Below are 17617 nucleotides of genomic sequence, written 5' to 3'. Positions count from 1 at the left end.
TAAACCAACTTCAGAAACGCGACACTAGGTCCACCAGAGTGGAAAACATTCAAACCTTGCCTCGCTTTATCGCGAGGCGAGGTTTTTTGTTATGGACCCGGGTCCCTCGAGGAATCTGATCAGGTCGAAGTCTCGCCGTTCCACCGGTGCCTCACCGACCGTGGAACGATGACGGCGTTGCGAGGGGGATCGCGCGCACACCCGTTGCCATGACTCGCGAGGTTGCGCTAGTGAGGGCCCTGCCGAGAGAGGTCGGACATCCCGAGATCGTCGGGGAAGGCACTGCGGAGGGGCACGGTTGGATCGTGAGCCGGGAGGTTCGCGGCCAGAACCTGCACGAGACCTGGCCGACGTTGACACCCGCGGACCAGGAACGGGCGATCCACCAGCTCTGGGCTCGGGCCCGGTTCGTGCATGACGCGAGCCCGTCCCTCAAGGCGCACGTCGGATCGATTCAGTGGCGGTGCCGCTTCAGGTAACCGGCTGTGTGGGGCTCACAGGACGTTTGCTGCCACGCTGCGCGGCGGTGCCCGCGACGATGACGAGACCGATGCCGGCTAATTGCATCAGCGTCGGCTGCTGGGAGAGGACGAGCAGGCCGATGAGGATGCCGAACGCGGGCTCGATCGACAGCAGCGTGCCGAACGCCGTATGGGTCATACGGCGTAGGGCGAGCATCTCGAGCCCGAACGCGATCACCGGAGTGATCAGCGCGATCCCTGCCGCAACCGCGAGCACCCACCATGAGAACTCACCCCCGATGACCTGCGGCAACCCGACCGGAAGCGTGGCGAGGGAAGCTACTGGAATCGTGAGCGAGAGACCGCTGATGCCCGAGAACCGGTCGCCGACGTGCTGGGTGAGCAGGTTGTACAACCCCCAGCAGGTGCCGGCGGCGAGGGCGAACCCGACCCCGGCAAGATCGATGCGCCCGTGCCACGGTTCCGTCAGTAACACGACGCCGACCAGGGCGAGCAGCGGCCAGACGAGGGCGTTGTGGTGCTTGCTCATCAGGCCCGCAACAGTCAAGGGCCCGAGGAACTCGATCGCAACCGCAGTACCGAGCGGGATGCGCTCGACGGCGGCGAGGAAGAACGTCGTCATGAACCCCGTCACCACTCCCAGGGCGATCAGTGCGGGAATGTCCTTGCCGCGCAGGGAACGGAGTGCGGGACGGGCGATCATCCAGAGGAACACGGCCCCGAAGCACATGCGCAGCCACGCTGTTGCCCCCGCGCCAACCTGTTCGATCACCGGGACCGACAGCGCGTTGGAGAGCTGGACGGCGAGCATCGCCGCGACCGCCATCGACCACGGCGGTACCCCCGCCGTCGTGCGTGCCCCGATCACGGTGCCCCGATCAGGCGCCGCGTTACCCGCACCCGAGAACCGAGGCCGGGCAGCGCCTCCGCCAGTGAGTCCGCAGTGGCGGCCAGATCCTCGTCGGTGGCGGGAGCAAGGGCATCGAGAATGAAGAACGCCGTCTGCGTCTCATCACTCAGCCCGGTGCGGCGGCCCTGCCGCCAGTTCCACCGCCGGCAGGTCACGCCGGCGTCGTCGCACCAGACCACCTCACCGGCATCGGGGTACTCAGTGGCGGGCTCCCCGTGCGCGGTGGTGTCGAACGGCTCCTCACCGGTCGCGCGGATCAGGCGTGCCGGACCCCTGTAGCCGCGGAAATCCTCACCGCCGAGGGGGATCTGATGCAGCACCGAGATCGCGTTGTAGACATCGGTGAGCGCGTTCACCCGTGGCAGGCCTTTCGCGGCGCGGCGGGTGAGGCCCTCGAGGCTGTTGCGGGTGCGCTGCGGCTTCGCCCCGAACCCGCGATATGCCTCTCGCCACGCCGCGATATGCGGTAGCTCATCCACAGCGGACGTGGAGAGCAGGCGGGCCGCGTGGGTCTCGGCGGCCGTGATGAGCTCGTCCACAGCCGTCCCGCCCTCATGGGCGGTGATCGCGGGGGTGAGGCCGTCGATAACGACGAGCATGGCGCGATAGTCCGGGCGCAACGCGAACACGGCAGGCTCCACCGTTGAGGCGGCCAGGAACTCGTCGGGGGTCATGGTGTCAGGCATTCGATGTCTCCGTTTGGTGTGCCGCTCCTACTCCCGGCTCGAAGACCGTGAGTGAGAACCGGGCCGGCTCTGAAGTGGGGTTCGTATAGGAGTGGGTGGTGTCTCCGCGGAAGGTCAGTGCATCGCCCCGGTGGAGTTCGAAGCGCTCATCACCGACGGCGACCGTCACCGAGCCCTCCTGGATATGCAGCAGCTCACGCGTGCCATCGCTATGCGGTTCGCTCTCATGGCGCTCGCCGGGAGCGAGGGTCCAATCCCACAGCTCCAGGACATCCGGCGGCTCCGTGCCCGCGACGAGTACGCCTCGCCCGCCTCGGTCGCCAGTCCACAGCACCGCGCCTTCACCCTGGCGAGTGAGTTTCGCCGCGCGCGGCGTCGGCGGCTCCACCAGGGCCGGCAGCCCGATGCCGAGTGCCTCCGAGAGCCGCAGCAGTGTGCCTACGCTCGGATTCACCGACCCGTGCTCGACATTCACGAGCATGCGGCGGCTCACCCCCGCGGCGGCGGCGAGCTGATCCAGGGTCCAGCCGCGCCCTTTGCGTTCGTGCTTCACTCGAGCGCCGATGGCACGCGCCAGCAGCTCTGCTTCGTGATCCATGTAGTGCATCATAATGCACTGAAATGGCATCATCCAGCTCACTTGTATCAGGCGTCATCAGGCAATGGGTCGGGGAAAGGTGTCAGTGGCTGCAGTACGGGCGAGGTGACATCCGATCCGGATTCTCCAGGAGTGCGGGGCCAGGAGGATATCCTCGACCGTCGCTCGTGAAGCGCTTGCGAGCCATAGGATCCTGTCATGACCCTGGAAGCGGACATGGGCTCGGGCGCGTGGCAGCGCGAGGACGGAACACTGATCTGCGAGGTCAACCAGGCAGTCCCGGCTGATCGTGAATGGTCTGCGATCCGCGCCGGTTCGAGCCTCCCTGCTGGCCCGCAGGAGTGGCGCCGGCACTCGCACCCCGTGCACGAGCTGGTGTGGGTGCGTGGCGGGTCATTGACGGCCTGCGTAGGCGAACTGATCTTCACTGTCACGGAAGGATTCGGGCTGTGGATCCCGGCCGGTGAGATGCATGCGGGCCGGTCCACTGCGAACGTCGAATTCCATGAGGCGGTATTCGAGCCCAGGACTGCGCGCACGATCTTCCCCGAGGCGACCGTGGTCACGATGTCACCGCTCTTGCAGGCTCTGCTCGTGCATCTGGCGTCCCCGGATCTCAGCGCGGAGGAGCGCAATCGTGCCGAGGGGGTGGTCTTCGACGTGCTCGAGCCGACCGGGCGGAACGTGGCTCTGCGCCTGCCTGGAGATGCCAGGATCGCACCCATCCTGGAAGCGCTGCTGACCGACCCTTCCGACAGTCGAGGTCTTGAGGCATGGGCTCGGCAGCTGGGCATCAGTGATCGTACGATCGCGCGCAGATTCCACGCCTTGACGGGCCTGTCGTTCACGCAATGGCGCCGAGTCTTGCGCATCCATCACGCGCTCAAACTGCTCTCGACCGGTAGCGATGTCCAGGAGACATCGCGGCAACTCGGATATGCCCACCCCAGCACGTTCATCGTCGCCTTCCGCCGGGTCATGGGGACAACGCCCGGAGCCTTCCTGGAGTCGCTCCGGAGCCCTTAAGGTGTCCGTTTTCGTTTATCAGGCGTCGAGTATGCGCGATTGCAAACCGCTTGGGTGCTTCCTACAGTTGGGAAGGCGAACCTTAGTTGATCCGGTGTGTCAGGCATGGATCGGGCCAGGTACCCACCGCGTTCCACCACTACATGCACGGTCTTGAGGAGCACGCCTTATGGTGTCCAATGAACCCGATCCGGTCGCTCAGCCACCCATCGCTGAGCAGGTGGCGGACGTCAATCCGAGATTGACCGAGCACTACAACGCCACCTACGCGGACGCCGTCGAGGTCATCTGCCGGGCGCACATCGCCGATGATTCCCGCGGCGCCAAGCTTACGGCTATCCATGTCGACGGGTTGAGCCTGCGTACGACGGCTCGTGACGGGGCACATCGTGACGGCTGGGTGCCGTTCTCCCGAGCGGCGAGGAGCCTCACGGACCTGGAGTCACTCACCCTCGAAGTCATCACCACCGCCAGGACCACGCTAGGCGTTACGGAGCTGACCACCCCGGAAGCCCAAGCGCGACAAGTCGATGCGATCCGCACCTACGTCACCTCGGTCATCCGGATGGAGCAGCTCACCCCGATCTTCCGGCAGATCACCTTCGGCGGAGGCGACCTCGCCTCGTTCGAGCCGGGCGGGCACGACCAGTTCATCTACGTGATGACCCCGCCCGCTGGGCGCACCGAACTCACCGTGGACGCCTCATTCTCCCGTGAGGACTTCGGGGAGTTCACCGACGAGAACCGACCGGTCGGGGCCTACTACACCGTGCGCGACTGGCGGCCCGAGGACGGCGAGATGGATATGCTCTTCGTCCTCCACGGTCTCGGAGACGACGTTCACGCCGAGCCCGGTCTCTCGGCACAATGGGCGGCGAATGCCCGGCCCGGCGATCCGGTGGCTCTGTGGGGGCCCCGAACCGCCTACGATCCGCCTGCTGACACCGACTGGCTATTGCTTGTAGCTGACGAGACGGGTCTCCCGGCGATCTGCGTGATCCTCGAGAACCTGCCCGAGCACACCCCGGCCCATGTGTTCATCGAAATCGGAGACGACGCCGACCGGCTCCCTCTTCCCACCCGGCACGACATCCACGTCACCTGGAGTGTCCGTGGTGATGCGCCCGCCGGCACGTCGACACTTCTCACGGATGCCGTGCAAGCGCTCGATTTCCCGGCGGGCAACGTCTACGCGTGGGGCGGTGCGGAAGCGCGTTCGATGCGGACGGTCACCACCCACTTACGTCGTGTACGCGGCGTTGATCGAGCACGGGTGCGTATGGTCGGGTACTGGCGGCACAGGTCGACGCCCGTCGACCTCAACACCGGCGACTGAAGCGCCACGGGTCTCGTTCCGACTCTCGCGAAGGAGGAGCGGAGACCAGCCGCGCAGTCGTACTGGCGTTGTTCAGCGACCGGCCTCTCCACTGAACCGTCATCCGGGGCGCCGTAGAGTGGATGGCATGCGAGCTATGGCTATCACCGACGATCATGAGCTGGAACTCGTCGAGGTGCCCGAGCCGGTGCCCTCCGAGGGGGAGGTGCTGATCGACGTCGTCGCCGCCGGGGTGAATCGAGCCGACCTCATGCAGGTGGCGGGCAAGTATCCGCCGCCTCCCGGGGCGTCGCCGCTGCCCGGCCTCGAGGTGTCCGGCTACCGAAGAGACACCGGCGAGGCCGTCGTGGCGCTGCTGGCCGGGGGCGGCTACGCCGAGGTCGTCGCCGTTCCGGAAGCGCAGGTGCTGCCGGCCCCGCGGGCCCTGCCGCTCACCGACGCCGCCGGCGTCATCGAGGTCGCCGCGACGGTCGTGTCGAACCTGATGCTCGAAGCGGACTTGCCCGTCGACCCGCCGAGCACCGAGCAGCAGACGGTGCTGGTCCACGGCGGAACGGGCGGTATCGGCAGCTTCTCGCTCCAGTTCACCCGCGGCATGGGCGCCCGGGTGCTCACCACGGTCGGCTCCGACGCCGCCGTGGACTCGGCCGTCGAACTGGGCGCCGACATGGCGTGGAATCGTCACACGACCGATGTGCCCGCCGCGGTGAAGGACGCCGGAGGGGCCGACGTCATCCTCGATATCGTCGGAGGTCCCGCACTGGAGGACAACGTGGGCATGCTCAACGAGTTCGGGAGACTCGTCATCATCGCCACGATGGGCGGGAGCGTCGGATCCCTGGATGTGGGCGCCCTGATGCGCAAACGCGCCCGGGTCATCGGGACGACGGTGCGCTCCCGCGCGCCGCAGGACAAGGGCCGCATCCTGGCGCGCACCCGAGAGCTGGTGTGGCCGCTGCTGGAGACGGGCGAGATCCGCGTGCCGGTGGAGGCTCGGCTCCCGCTGGCCGAAGCCGCCCGGGGGCACAAGATCCTCGCCGACGGCGGCCATCTCGGCAAGGTGATCCTCGAGGTCGCCGACCCGCGCTGAATCCCGTCCAGCCGTCCTCGGGGACGGTCTCGGCGACGATGCGGAGCGGGCCGGCACCGGTCGGAAGGTCAGTTCTTCCGCAGATTCGAGGCGCCCCGGAAGATCGCGTCCGTCCCGCCGTCTATGAAGACGACCTGGCCGGTGACGTGAGTGTTCTCCTCCGAGATCAGCCAGCGGAGCAGGGCGGCGGGCGCTTCGGGGGCCATGAAACCGTTGAGGGGCATGGGCACGAACTACGCGGTGCTCGCCCGGGATGCGTCATCGGCGATGGAGTCGGCCACCATGGGAGTCTCGACGATGCCGGGTCCCACGGCGTTGAGGGCGATACCGGCACCCGCCCATTCGGGGTTCGGCGCGTTGAGCCGTACCCAGCGCGCTTCGGCGGCCTTGGTGGAGGCGTAGAGGTTGTTGCCGATGTTCTCGCCCCCTGAGTACTTCTCGGCGATGGCCAGGGCTTCCTCCTCGTCGCCGGCGAGGCAGCTCTCGACCAGATCCTCGTAGACGTCCATGACGGCGGCCAGGGAGGTGGTGAGTACGGCTCGAGGGGCGGAGGAACGCTCCAGGAGCGGGCGCAGGCCCTCGAGAGTGGCGATCGCACCGAAGTAGTTCACCGCGACCGTCACCGGTTCCGGGCGGATGAGACCGGCGTTGGCGACGACGGCGTCGATCGTGCCTCCCGAAAGCTCGGCGACCTGCTCGACGAGAGCGGAGCGGCCCTCAGCGGTGCTCAGATCGACGGTGACATCGGCGTCATGGAGATCGACCGTGATAACGCGGTCCCCTTCATTCCTCAGCCGTTCGGCGAGGGCTCGTCCGATGCCCGAGGCTGCACCCGTGATCACGACAGTTCGCATGGAGACCCTTCTTCGTCTATCCGTCCGCCACGGGCTGTCCGTGACGGCCTACCCAAGGCGGGCGACGCTGTGGCCACCCGCCTTTCCAGGCTAGGGGGACGACCCCAGCTCTCGATCCGGGAAGCCGGCGGTTCGATGATGTTGCCGTCTGAGGTCCAGGGCTGAGGGGGACTACACGGCGATCAGGTCCTGGCGCATGTCCGGTATCGGGTTGTACGGCCCCGGGCCCATGGGGAGGTCGGGGTAGGCATCGGTCCACGCCGCGGACTTGATGACCGGAACCGGGGGAGCCGGGATGATGGGGTCCGGCGGGAGGTAGATCTCGCAGTGCCCCGGGCGTAGCTCGCAGAGGTTGGGAGGCGGGATATCCGGCCCGCACGTCCACGGCGGGGGCAGGAGACGACCCTTCAACGGAGCCCAGAGGCAGCGATCCGGGGGCGGGAAGATGCCCTCGCGCGGCGGCCCGTCGGGCTTGCGCGGAGGCACGAGGCGGTCGGCGGAGGTGGTGGACGTGGCTGCGCCGGAGCTCCCCGTGTCCTGATCGGTGGCTGCCGAGGGCGCCGCCGTGGCGATGGAGGCGGCGAGGACGCCCGCGAGGACGAGGGGGAGCCTCCTGGTCAGTACCGAGTTCATGATTCCTCCTGTTGATGGTCGGTACGACCAGCATCGTCGAGAAGGCCGCGCGCGGCGTCAGCCGCCGGCGGTCATCGTCCTACTCCAACGGGATGACTGGATGACTGCGGGGAATGCCTGCGGAGGAACGATTGCAGGTCAACGGCCGTTCACGACGGGACGGGGTCCTCAGGGCGGACGAAGCCGCTGCGGTAGGCCAGGGCCACGGCAGCGGCACGATCTCTGGATCCGGTCTTGAGCAGGATGCGCGCCACATGGGTCTTGACCGTGGCCTCGCTGAGCACCAGGCAATCGCGGATGTCTGTATTGGACAGGCCGGCTGCGACCATGCGCAGCACTTCCTGTTCGCGCGGGGTCAGCAGTGCGGTGATGTCCGTGGGGTCGCATCCTCTCGGGCGCAGCTTGTCCACGAGCCGGGTGGCGGCGGTGGCATCGAGCCAGGTGTCGCCCGATGCCACGCGGCGCACGGCATCGGCGATCTCCGTCGGCGAGGCGTGTTTGAGCAGGTACCCGCTCGCACCGGCCTGGAGGGCCTCGATCACCACGTCCTCGTCGTCGAACGTCGTCATCACCAGCACCCGGATCAGGCGGTCGGCCTCGGCGTCGGCGACCAGCTCACGGGTGGCCGTCACGCCGTCCATACCCGGCATCCGGATGTCCATCAGCACCACGTCGGGACGCAGCCGGCGGACCTCCCTCAGGGCCTCGTCCGCCGAGGCGGCCTCCCCGATGACCTCGATGTCGGTCTCGCCGGAGAGCAGCATGCCGATCCCCGCGCGGACCAGGGGCTGGTCGTCGACGATGTATGCGGTGGTCATCGGTCCTCCTCAGTTCTCCTCGGCATTCTTTTCGACCGGGATCCGGTGCTGACCGGCGGCGGGCAGCGTGGTGTGCAGCAGGAAGCCCTGCGCGGTGGGGCCCGCCTCGAAGGTGCCTCCGCTGACGACCACCCGCTCGCGCAGGCCGACGAGACCGAAGCCGCCGCTGGGTGCTGCGGGGGAGGACAGGCCGCTCGTGCTCATGACCGAGACGGCAAGGGTCTCCGGGGCCCAGTCGGTGGTGACCTCCACCCGGGACCCGTCGCCCGAGTGCTTCATCGCGTTGGACAGACCCTCCTGCACTACGCGGTAGACGGTGTGGGCGATGCTCGGGTCGAGCGCCAGCGGGTCACCGGAGGTCCGGACGACGACGTCGAGCCCGGAGGCCCGGGCGGTCGCGATCAGACCGTCCACCTGCTCGATCCCGTCCCCCTGCGCATCCGGCTGTCCGGGTTCCCTGAGCATCCCGAGCAGCCGGTGGAGCTCCCGCATGCTCTGCTCGGCGGCCGTCTGGATGTTCTGGAGCGCTTCTTCGACCTGGTGCCCCTGGGCCGTCCCGCGCACGAGCCCCGCCCGTGCTCCCGCGGACTGGAGGACGATGCCGGTGAGGCTGTGAGCGACGATGTCGTGGAGTTCCCGGCTCAGCCGCAGGCGTTCCATCGCGAGTGCCTCCGCCGTGGTCTCCTCAGCCCATCGTCGTTCCGTGGTCAGCCGCAGGTCGCTGCGCGCGATCACCCTGCCCACGCCCCATACGCTCAGCATCAGCAGCACCCACAGTCCGGAGTTCATCAGCAGGAACACGGCGTCGACATTCTCGTGAAAGGAAGCCCCGGAGGCCGTATTGGCGGCGATCGGAACCACCGAGCCCATGAGGGCCGCGACCGCGACATGACGATCCGTCATCCTGGCCATGAGGTAGAGCGCCACGAGGTAGCCCGCGAAGGTCTCCACCGCGGGCACCCACATGCCGGACAGGGACAGCAGCCATAGCGCCGCGTAGCCCGGGACGGGCGATCGCCAGAGGACCAGGCACAGATGGCTCGCGGCCATGACGGCCACGATCAGCGTTGCCGGTGCCCTCCCGCCGTCCCAGGTCTCCGTGTCGCCTCCCCACACCCACAGGTCCACGACCAGCGCCGCCGCGACGACGACGGCCCGGACGGCGCGCTGGCCGCGGGGGAAGGGCCGTACGGCGATTACCGGCAGCCTCTCATCTGGGGGAACATGATGCACCAGAAGGCCCGCCGGGCACCGAACCCGGGACGGTCGTCGACGCCGGCGGCCAGCCCCGGTGGGAAGCGCTCACCCTGGACGGCGATGCTGCCCTCCGGGAGCTCCAGGGCGGTCCACGGCTGTTCGCTGTCCAGCTCGATCGTGGCCTCGTGGACCACCTCTGCTTCGACGGGGTCTCCGTTCACGACGGCGGTGAGCGGGGGCTGCAGGCCTCCCGCATGCGTCACGACCACGTCCTGTCTGACCGCCCACCCCGGGATCCGGACGCCGTTGGCATCCTGGACGGATACCTGGGCCGCGATGAGTTCGACCGGACCGCTGCTGTCTTCGGACATCGGGAGCCTCCTCGTTCAGGGGCCGCACGGAAGATGAGGCCTATGAGTTCTCATTTTCGTGTATCCGATGAGCGTCCGCATCAACCATCCGTTGTATGTCAGGTGACGCTCAGGGCTGATGACCGGGAGAGCAGCGCGGCGTAGTGCCCGGCGGAAGCCCGCAGCTCGGAGGGGGTGCCGCGCTCCACGAGGCCGCCGTCGTCGATGATCCAGAGCTCGTCGGCATCCGCCACGACTCCCAGGCGGTGGGTGATGATCACCCGGGTCATGCGCAACTGCGCGAGGGTGGCGTCGATGAGCCCTTCGGTACGTGCGTCGAGGGCGCTGGTGGCCTCGTCGAGGATGAGGATCACCGGGTCGGAGAGCAGGGCGCGGGCGATGGCCAGTCGCTGCCTCTGCCCGCCGGAGAGCCCCTGGCCGCCGGAGCCGAGGCGGGTCTCCAGACCCAGGGGCAGCGCGGCGACCTCCTCCGCCACCTGAGCCTTCACGAGGGCCCGCCAGACGTCCTCGTCGGAGTAGCCCTCACGAGCGGCGAGTACCGCTTCGCGGATGCTCCCCGCCCCGAGCCAGTTGTCCTGGAAGACCACGCCGATCTGCTCCCGTACCCGTTGGAGGTCCAGGTCCCGCAGGTCGAGCCCGTCGATGCGCACCGTCCCGCGGGTTGGCGTGTAGAGCCCGCACAGCAGGTGCGCCAGGGTGCTCTTCCCGCATCCGGTGGGCCCGAGCACGCCGATCTTGGCGCCGGCCTCGATGCGTGCGTCGATGGGCCCGAGAACTTGCCCGGAATCGCGGCTGTAGCCGAAGCCCAGCCCCTCCAGGGCGAACTCGCCGCGGAGACGACCGGGGTCCGTCTGGCCGCGGCGTTCCGCGTCGGCTGTCTCCACGTCGTCGAGCCGGTCCAGCAGGGGTCTGAGATCGGCGGCCTGGAGCAGCTGCGTGCCCAGCGAGGTCACCGGGGCGAGTGCCGCCGAGGCGACGGCCATGAGGCCCAGCGCCTGGCCGGGGGTCACCATGCCGGCGGTGGAGGCCAGGATCAGGACCACCAGGGGAGTGGCGATCGTGACGCCGGTGAGCAGGCTCAGGGAGACCGCCCCCAGCCGCGCGCTCGTCAGGGTGAGTCGGAGACGGCGATCCAGCAGGCCCGCCCAGGTCCCCAGCACGCGTTCCTCCGCACCGTAGGCGCGCAGTGTGGAGACACCCGTGATGCTGTCGACCAGCAGCGTAGAGGAGTCGGCGGTCACCAGGATCTCCTCCCGGCGCAGGGCGGCGCAACGGCGAGCCAGGATGAGCGTCACGCCGAGCGTGAGGAAGACCGTCAGGGCGGTGACGCCGGCCAAGGGCGGGGCGATCACCGCCAGGGTCGTGAGGAACCCGATGGTCAGCACCGCGTCCAGCGCCGCCCCCAGCAGGGTCACGCTGAGCAGGGCGTGGACGGCATGGGCGGACTCGATCCTGCCGAAGAGGTCGCCCACTGAACGGCGGTCGAAGAAGCGCAGCTCACGGGTGAACAGCGTCGTGGCGACTCGGGTGCTCAGGCTCGCCGCGAGCCGGTGCTGCAGCCCGGCGAGGATCAGGTACCGCGCCAGGGAGACCAGCCCCATGGCCAGGGCGAGCCCCAGCCCCGCATACAGCCATCGGTGCGGCGGCGAGTCGGCGGCGATCATGCCGTCGACGATCACGGCGGTGAGCACCGGCAGCCCCAGACCCCCGACGGCCAGGAGCACGGAGAGCAGGACGGCGCGGACGAGATCGGCGCGGACCGCGCCCAGGAGCTCCTTGAGCAGGGTGGATCGGTGCGGCGGATCCGGCGGCGGCTCCGCCGGTGTCTCCACCCGACCCGGGACGAGCAGCAGTCCGCTGGCCTGGGCACGGATCTCCTCGCGTCCCATCCGACGCCGGCCGACGGCGGGATCCATGACCCGTACCTCGGTCCGTGAACCGCCCGACCGCGTCAGGATCTTGTCCGCGACGACGTAGTGCTGCCGGGACAGGTGCACGATCGCCGGGAGGGGGACCTCCTCGACCCGGTCGGAGAGCTCTTCCGGGGAGGCCATCGTCGCGTGCACCTGCATGCCCCACAGGGCGGCGGTGTCCCGCAGTGTGAGCGCCGAGGTGCCGTCCCGTCCCGGGTCCGTGAGGTTGCGGAGCTGCACCAGGGAGGCCCTCTCGCCGGCGCCGCGCAGCACCGCGGTCAGGCAGGCGGGACCGCAGTCTGTCTCTGCGGTCTGAAGGACGACGGGCACACGCGGCATGTCAGAACTTCCTTTCTGCGGGCTTTGCGGGGGGCTCTTCAGGGGCTTCCCGGTCGGTTTTTTCGAGAAGCGCCTTTTCAGGAAAGGGAGAAGCCGACGGCGGAGCCCGGCCCATGGGGGCACCGGGCTCCGCCGAGCGTCAGGCCTGGATGTTGATCTGGACGTTCTGGCAGCCGCCGATGGTGTCGACCTGGGTGACCTGGCCGTTGCCGTTCCGCGTGATCCTCACGGTGCAGCTTCCGCCGTGGAAGGCGGAGAGCTCAGCGTCGGTGATCTCCCGGCCGAAGGTGAGGGTGTTCATGGTCGTCCTCCTGGGGGTGAGAGGGCGACCCGGTGCCGCCCTGCGACATCCATCCTTTCCTCGGGGAAGAGGCCGGGCATCGGCCCAGAGGCGGCAACGCCGTACTCGAACTGGGGTATCCGGTCTCGTCCCCTCGGCTCAGGCTTATCCCTCGCTCTTGATCTCCACACCGGAGCAGTGGCCTTCCATGATCACGTGACCCATCGATGTGATCGTGATGACGCACTGCGCCCCGCCGTGGAAGCCGGCCAGGTCGGCCGCGCTGATCGGCCGTCCGAAGGTGAGGGTGGTCATGATCTTCTCCTTTGCTATCGGGGCGGCCTCGTGCCGACCCGGGGCTTCATGATCTCCGGGGGAGCGGCCGGGGGAATCGGCCGTGAGAGGGCATCCGTATACCGAGATGGGGGTAGGAGGGGTAGATGGGGGTAGAGGCGTTCCTCCCAGGGCGTCGCACTGCATGGCGGGAACGCCTTCCGCCGGGCCTCGGCGAGGACCATCAGTACGCTTCAGGTAGCGTGAGCAGCCTGCCTATCGCTCGATCACCGGTCAAAGGAAGGCAGGACGATGAAAGAACAGATCAAGATCTCCCTCGCCTTCGTGGGACTCCTCGTGGGTGCGGGGTTCGCGACGGGTCTCGAAGTGGTCCAGTACTTCATCTCCTTCGGGCTGACCGGCCTGTGGGGAGTGCTCGTCGCCGGCGTCGTCATGACCGCGGCGGGGGCGGTGATCCTCCAGCTGGGCAGTTATTTCGTGGCCGAGGAGCACAACCGCGTCTTCAAGGAGATCGCCCACCCTGCGATTTCCCGCGCGATGGACCTCGCCGTGATCGCCACGCTCTTCTGCATCGGTTTCGTGATGCTCGCCGGCGCGGGCTCCAATCTCGAGCAGCAGTTCGGGCTGCCGACCTGGATCGGCTCCCTGATCATGCTGGTCCTGGTCGGCACGACCGGTCTGCTGGACGTGGACAAGGTCAGCAACATCATCAGCGCCGTCACTCCGCTGCTGATCGTCGCCATCCTGGTGGCCTTCGGCTACACCCTGTTCAATCTTCCCGAGGATTTCGGGCGGCTCAGCGAAGTGGCGATGGCGGAGGACTCCCCGGTCAGCCCGTGGTGGCTCTCGGCGCTGAACTACAACGGGCTGTCCCTGCTGCTCGGGGTGTCGATGTCCCTGGTGATCGGCGGCGCCCACAGCAATCTGAAGGCCACCGGTCGAGGGGGCCTGCTCGGCGGGGTCATCTATACGGTTCTCCTGGCCATGGCCGCTTTCACCCTGCTGGCGAACATCGAGAGAGTCGCAGGCAACGACGTGCCGATGCTGAGCCTCTTCGAATCGATGCATCCGGTGATGGCCTTCATCATGACCTTCGTCATCTTCATCATGATCTACAACACCGCGATCGGCATGTTCTACGCCCTCGGCAAGCGCGTGACCGCTTCGCGGCCGGACCGGTACACCCCTGTCTTCCTGGGCCTGTGCGCGGTGGGCTACGGGGTCAGTTTCATCGGGTTCGACACCTTGATGACCTACGTCTACCCCGTCCTCGGCTATCTGGGCCTGGTGCTGGTGGTGGTCCTGGTCAGCTGGTGGGTGAAGTCCCGCAAGCGGTTCCCCCAGGAGTCCGAGCGGCGGGAGCGCATCCACGATCTCGAGGAGCAGCGCGAGGACCCGGACCGTGATTTCGACGGCGGCGACCAGTCCGAGCTCGATCAGGCGCTGGATGACTCGGAGGCCGACTCCGATCGGCTCGAGACGGTGGTCACGGGCGAGATCTCGGCCTCCGCCGCTGATCCGGACCATGAATCCGGCGCGGCACGGGATGCGGAGGGGAACTCCGCCGGCCGGTGATGCGGTGCAGCGCGATCACGGCGACGGGCACGAGGATCATCGAGGTCATCACGTCGGTGGGGTAGTGCACTCCGAGGTAGACCCGCGACCACGCGGTGGCCAGGATCACCACGCAGGCGATGGCGATCGCGGCGAGCCGTAGCCCCACGGGGACCAGCAGGACCACCGTGACCATCAGTGCAGCGGAGACGGCTGTGTGACCGCTCGGGAAGCTCCAGGACGAGGGCTCGATGCCGGAGGCATACGGAAGGTCGGCGGCAGCGGGACGTGGTCTGCGGACCAGGAGCTTGACGAGGTATACGAGCGACCACGGCAGCGCGATGAGAGCGCCGGTGCGCAGCGCCGTCGTCCACGAACGGGAGATCCTGCCGACGACGGCTGCCAGGACGACGGTGATCGTCAGGGCCACCGGGGTGCCGAAGAGCGTGTCGATCCCGCGGGCGACGGCGTCCGGGACGGGGGCGTGGAACCCGTTCACGGCACCGACGATCCGGGTTTCGGCGCTGGACCAGGACGGCGCGGCGTTCAGAAGGAGCCCGGTCCCCGTCGCGGACAGAAAGGCCAGCCCCAGCAGCGTCCATGCTGCGGCGACGGAGAAACGGGCAGAGGTCATGACTACAGTGTGCGGGCGGAGGCCCCGCCTTCAGGACGAGCGCCTGGGGGTCTCCTGGTCCGCGAGCTGCGAACGGCGTGCCACGATCCGGTTCAGGCGTTCCGACATGGCCAGCCCGAGGGCCACCAGGACCGCGAGGAACACGGGGAAGATCCATAGGCCGGCCCAGGCGGAGAGCGCACCGAACAGTGGTGGCATGAAGGTGGCCCCGCTGTAGGCCGCGGCCATCTGGATGCCGATGATGGCCTGGGAGTTGCGGCGGCCGAAGTTCACCGGTGTGGAATGGATGATCGCCGGATAGATCGGCGCGCTGCCGAGCCCGGCGATGACGAGTCCCGCCAGTGCCACCACATCGGTCGGCAGGGGCAGCAGGATCATGATGACGCCCGCCGCCACGGTCAGGAAGCCGCCGCGGATGAGCGTTCGGTCTCCTATGTGGTCGGCGAAGAAGCCGGCCAGGAACCGACCCCCGGTGATGCCGAGGAGGTAGAGCGAGGCGAAGGCCGCCGCCGTCGCCGGCGAGACCCCGCGTTCGGATACCAGGTAGGTCGATGCCCACAGGATCGCCGTGCTCTCCAGCGCGCAGTACGCGAAGAAGGCGATCAGGATGAGGGCGACGCCCGGAATGCGCAGGGCGGTGCCCAGGGGCACGTGTTTCCCGTTGCCGGCCGGCTCGTCGTCAGGGTCTGCGTGCTCGTGCGAGGGCTCCCGATTGACCCTGGTCCAGAGCGTGAGGCTGAGGAAGAGCAGGACGGTGAGAACGATCTGGATGATCCCGATGCTCCGGTAGGCGCCCGACCAGCCGAAGCCCGAGCTGATGGCGTAGCTCATGATGAACGGGCTGATGGAGGCGCCCACGCCCCAGAAGCTGTGCAGCCAGTTCATGTGACGGGCCGCGTAGTGCAGGGCCACGTAGTTGTTGAGGGCGGCGTCGACGGCGCCTGCGCCCAGGCCGTAGGGAATGGCCCACAGGCACAGCATCCAGAACGACCCCGATACCGAGAAGCCGATCAGCGCCGCCGCCGTCATCCCCACGCTGATGGCGGTGACCAGCCCGGCTCCGAGGCGAAGGGTGAGACGCTCCGAGAGGAGGCTGGAGACGATGGTGCCTCCGGCGATGATCATCGTGAGGATGCCGGCGAAAGCCACGGGCACCCCGAGCTCGTCGTGCATGACCGGCCAGCCGGCGCCCACGAGGGAATCCGGGAGGCCGAGACTGATGAAGGCGAGGTAGATGATCGCGAGGAGAAGGGCATACATGGGCTGGGAGGAACCTTTCGGGGCCCGAGGATTTCGCATCCGTGACGTGCATATGACCGTGGAACATGGAGTTCCACGGTCATATGCACGTCAACGACGCAGGGGTGAAGACGCGCGTCCGGCTAGAGGGTCTTCTCGAAGGGGTCGAACTCGGCCGGCACGGCGGGTACGGGCTGCACCGAGCTCTCGACCGTCCTGAAATCGCCGGAGGCCGCCGACTCCTCTGCGGAGAGCATGATGTCCAGGACGTGGTAGCCCAGCTCGCCGCTGGCCACGTGCGGCCGGTCCTCGTGGATGGCCCGGACCATATCCAGCAGGCCCAGACCGCGCCCGGTGACCTTCCCGGTCTGCGGGATCTCGATCCACTCCTGCTCGGGAGGCGTCTCGCCGAATTCCTCGAAGGGCCGGACGAAGGCGACGCGGCCCTCGAACATGTTCGGGTCGGGGACCACGAGCGAGCCCTCGGAGCCGTGGATCTCCACGACGCCCTGACGGGCGAGCGGGGAGTCGAAGCTGACCAGCGAGGTGGCCTGCTGCCCCGCCTCGAAGGCGGTGAGCACCGAGATGGTGGAAGGGACCTCCACGGGGAAGGTCTCGCCCGCCCGGTCTCCCACCCGGATGGCGCGCTCGAGCTGGGCCCGCTGGCCCAGAGCGACGACCTTGTCCACGGTGCCGAAGAGGCTCACGAGCGCGGTGAAGTAGTACGGGCCGATGTCCAGCAGCGGGCCGGCGCCCCTGGCGAAGAGGAAGCCGGGGTTCGGGTGGAACACCTCGGGACCCTGGTACTGCATGGAGGTCTGCGCGAACAGCGGGGTGCCGATGACTCCGCTCTGGATCGCGCGCTTGGCGGTCTGGAAGCCGGGTCCCAGCACGGTATCCGGCGCGCAGCCGACACGAAGGCCCGCCGCGTCCGCCTGCTGCAGCAGGGCAGCGGTCGAGGTGCGGTCCATGCCCAGCGGCTTCTCCGTCCACACGTGCTTGCCGGCGGCGATCGCCGCGGAGGAGATCTCCGCATGCACGGCGGGGATGGTCAGGTTCACGACCACCTGCACGCCGGGGTGGGCGAGCACGTCGGCGGCGGTGCCCGAAGCGGGCACGTCGTGCTTGGCGGCCTGGCTGGCGGCGCGCTCGGTGTCGAGATCGCCGAGGATCAGCACCTCCACGTCCGGGAACGAGTTCAGGTTCTCCAGGTAGGTGTCAGAGATGACGCCGACTCCGATGAAGCCGACTCCGATGGGGGAGCTCATGCGATGAAACCTCCGTCGCGCAGGAAGGCGTAGCTGGCGGCGATGTCCTCGAAGACGTCACCGGGTGCGTTGACGCTCCTATAGTTGTCAACTCG

At 68.1% G+C, this 17617-nt stretch carries 19 protein-coding genes; 4 read left to right on the top strand and 15 right to left on the bottom strand.

All coding sequences use genetic code 11. The features are described 5' to 3' along the window. Positions 1-471 precede the first annotated feature (471 nt). Genes FCK90_RS15010 through FCK90_RS15000 form a run of 3 tightly spaced genes read right to left on the bottom strand, consistent with a single transcriptional unit; the run spans position 472 to position 2676 of the window. The gene (locus tag FCK90_RS15010) at positions 472-1350 is read right to left on the bottom strand and encodes an EamA family transporter (protein ID WP_343029905.1); all 879 of its coding nucleotides are present in this window, start codon (positions 1348-1350) and stop codon (positions 472-474) included. Beyond that, the gene (locus FCK90_RS15005; RefSeq protein ID WP_246180478.1) at positions 1347-2078 is read right to left on the bottom strand and encodes a B3/B4 domain-containing protein; all 732 of its coding nucleotides are present in this window, start codon (positions 2076-2078) and stop codon (positions 1347-1349) included. The genes FCK90_RS15010 and FCK90_RS15005 overlap by 4 nt, the downstream gene beginning before the upstream one ends. Next, positions 2071-2676, bottom strand: a complete 606-nt coding sequence (locus FCK90_RS15000; RefSeq protein WP_158035114.1) for a helix-turn-helix domain-containing protein — start codon at positions 2674-2676, stop codon at positions 2071-2073. Before FCK90_RS15000 ends, FCK90_RS15005 begins: the two co-directional genes overlap by 8 nt. 198 nt (positions 2677-2874) lie before the next feature. Here FCK90_RS15000 and FCK90_RS14995 point away from each other — a divergent pair, with 198 nt between their 5' ends. From FCK90_RS14995 to FCK90_RS14985, 3 genes are all read left to right on the top strand, one after another. Beyond that, on the top strand, positions 2875-3702 hold the full coding sequence (locus FCK90_RS14995) for a helix-turn-helix transcriptional regulator (protein ID WP_158035113.1): 828 nt from the start codon (positions 2875-2877) through the stop codon (positions 3700-3702). Between the two features lie 172 nt (positions 3703-3874). Beyond that, complete coding sequence (locus tag FCK90_RS14990; protein ID WP_181954348.1) at positions 3875-5038, top strand: siderophore-interacting protein; 1164 nt, start codon at positions 3875-3877, stop codon at positions 5036-5038. 127 nt (positions 5039-5165) lie between these two features. Continuing rightward, complete coding sequence (locus FCK90_RS14985) at positions 5166-6128, top strand: zinc-binding dehydrogenase (protein ID WP_158035111.1); 963 nt, start codon at positions 5166-5168, stop codon at positions 6126-6128. Between the two features lie 68 nt (positions 6129-6196). Here FCK90_RS14985 and FCK90_RS15815 read toward each other — a convergent pair whose 3' ends face one another. From FCK90_RS15815 to FCK90_RS15480, 9 genes are all read right to left on the bottom strand, one after another. Continuing rightward, on the bottom strand, positions 6197-6334 hold the full coding sequence (locus FCK90_RS15815; protein WP_246180476.1) for a hypothetical protein: 138 nt from the start codon (positions 6332-6334) through the stop codon (positions 6197-6199). 27 nt (positions 6335-6361) lie between these two features. Next, a complete protein-coding gene (locus FCK90_RS14980; RefSeq protein ID WP_246180474.1) occupies positions 6362-6982 on the bottom strand; it encodes an SDR family NAD(P)-dependent oxidoreductase in 621 nt (206 codons plus the stop codon). 171 nt (positions 6983-7153) lie between these two features. Next, positions 7154-7615, bottom strand: a complete 462-nt coding sequence (locus tag FCK90_RS14975; protein ID WP_158035110.1) for a hypothetical protein — start codon at positions 7613-7615, stop codon at positions 7154-7156. 149 nt (positions 7616-7764) lie between these two features. After that, positions 7765-8433: a response regulator gene (locus FCK90_RS14970; protein WP_158035109.1), complete on the bottom strand. Its 669-nt coding sequence runs from the start codon at positions 8431-8433 to the stop codon at positions 7765-7767. Between the two features lie 9 nt (positions 8434-8442). Next, a complete protein-coding gene (locus tag FCK90_RS14965) occupies positions 8443-9666 on the bottom strand; it encodes a sensor histidine kinase (RefSeq protein WP_158035108.1) in 1224 nt (407 codons plus the stop codon). Beyond that, positions 9630-10001, bottom strand: coding sequence for a hypothetical protein (locus FCK90_RS14960; protein ID WP_158035107.1), 372 nt, complete (start codon positions 9999-10001; stop codon positions 9630-9632). The genes FCK90_RS14965 and FCK90_RS14960 overlap by 37 nt, the downstream gene beginning before the upstream one ends. Before the next feature lie 98 nt (positions 10002-10099). Continuing rightward, positions 10100-12253 (bottom strand): peptidase domain-containing ABC transporter, encoded by a 2154-nt coding sequence (locus FCK90_RS14955; RefSeq protein WP_158035106.1) that lies wholly within the window; start codon positions 12251-12253, stop codon positions 10100-10102. Between the two features lie 139 nt (positions 12254-12392). Further along, positions 12393-12554, bottom strand: coding sequence for a hypothetical protein (locus FCK90_RS15485; protein WP_181954347.1), 162 nt, complete (start codon positions 12552-12554; stop codon positions 12393-12395). Between the two features lie 144 nt (positions 12555-12698). Further along, the gene (locus FCK90_RS15480; RefSeq protein ID WP_181954346.1) at positions 12699-12848 is read right to left on the bottom strand and encodes a hypothetical protein; all 150 of its coding nucleotides are present in this window, start codon (positions 12846-12848) and stop codon (positions 12699-12701) included. Between the two features lie 270 nt (positions 12849-13118). Here FCK90_RS15480 and FCK90_RS14950 point away from each other — a divergent pair, with 270 nt between their 5' ends. After that, positions 13119-14402 (top strand): YkvI family membrane protein, encoded by a 1284-nt coding sequence (locus FCK90_RS14950; protein WP_158035105.1) that lies wholly within the window; start codon positions 13119-13121, stop codon positions 14400-14402. Here FCK90_RS14950 and FCK90_RS14945 read toward each other — a convergent pair. From FCK90_RS14945 to FCK90_RS14935, 3 genes are all read right to left on the bottom strand, one after another. Continuing rightward, a complete protein-coding gene (locus tag FCK90_RS14945; RefSeq protein ID WP_158035104.1) occupies positions 14314-15015 on the bottom strand; it encodes a phosphatase PAP2 family protein in 702 nt (233 codons plus the stop codon). The two genes, FCK90_RS14950 and FCK90_RS14945, sit on opposite strands and share 89 nt — an antisense overlap. 30 nt (positions 15016-15045) lie before the next feature. After that, complete coding sequence (locus FCK90_RS14940) at positions 15046-16275, bottom strand: MFS transporter (protein WP_158035103.1); 1230 nt, start codon at positions 16273-16275, stop codon at positions 15046-15048. A gap of 122 nt (positions 16276-16397) precedes the next feature. Then, on the bottom strand, positions 16398-17522 hold the full coding sequence (locus FCK90_RS14935) for a Gfo/Idh/MocA family protein (RefSeq protein WP_158035102.1): 1125 nt from the start codon (positions 17520-17522) through the stop codon (positions 16398-16400). Between the last annotated feature and the right edge of the window lie 95 nt (positions 17523-17617).

This window comes from Kocuria coralli (genome assembly GCF_008831305.1).
GTDB lineage: Bacteria > Actinomycetota > Actinomycetes > Actinomycetales > Micrococcaceae > Kocuria > Kocuria coralli.
This window is presented reverse-complemented; position numbering and strand designations above follow the sequence as displayed.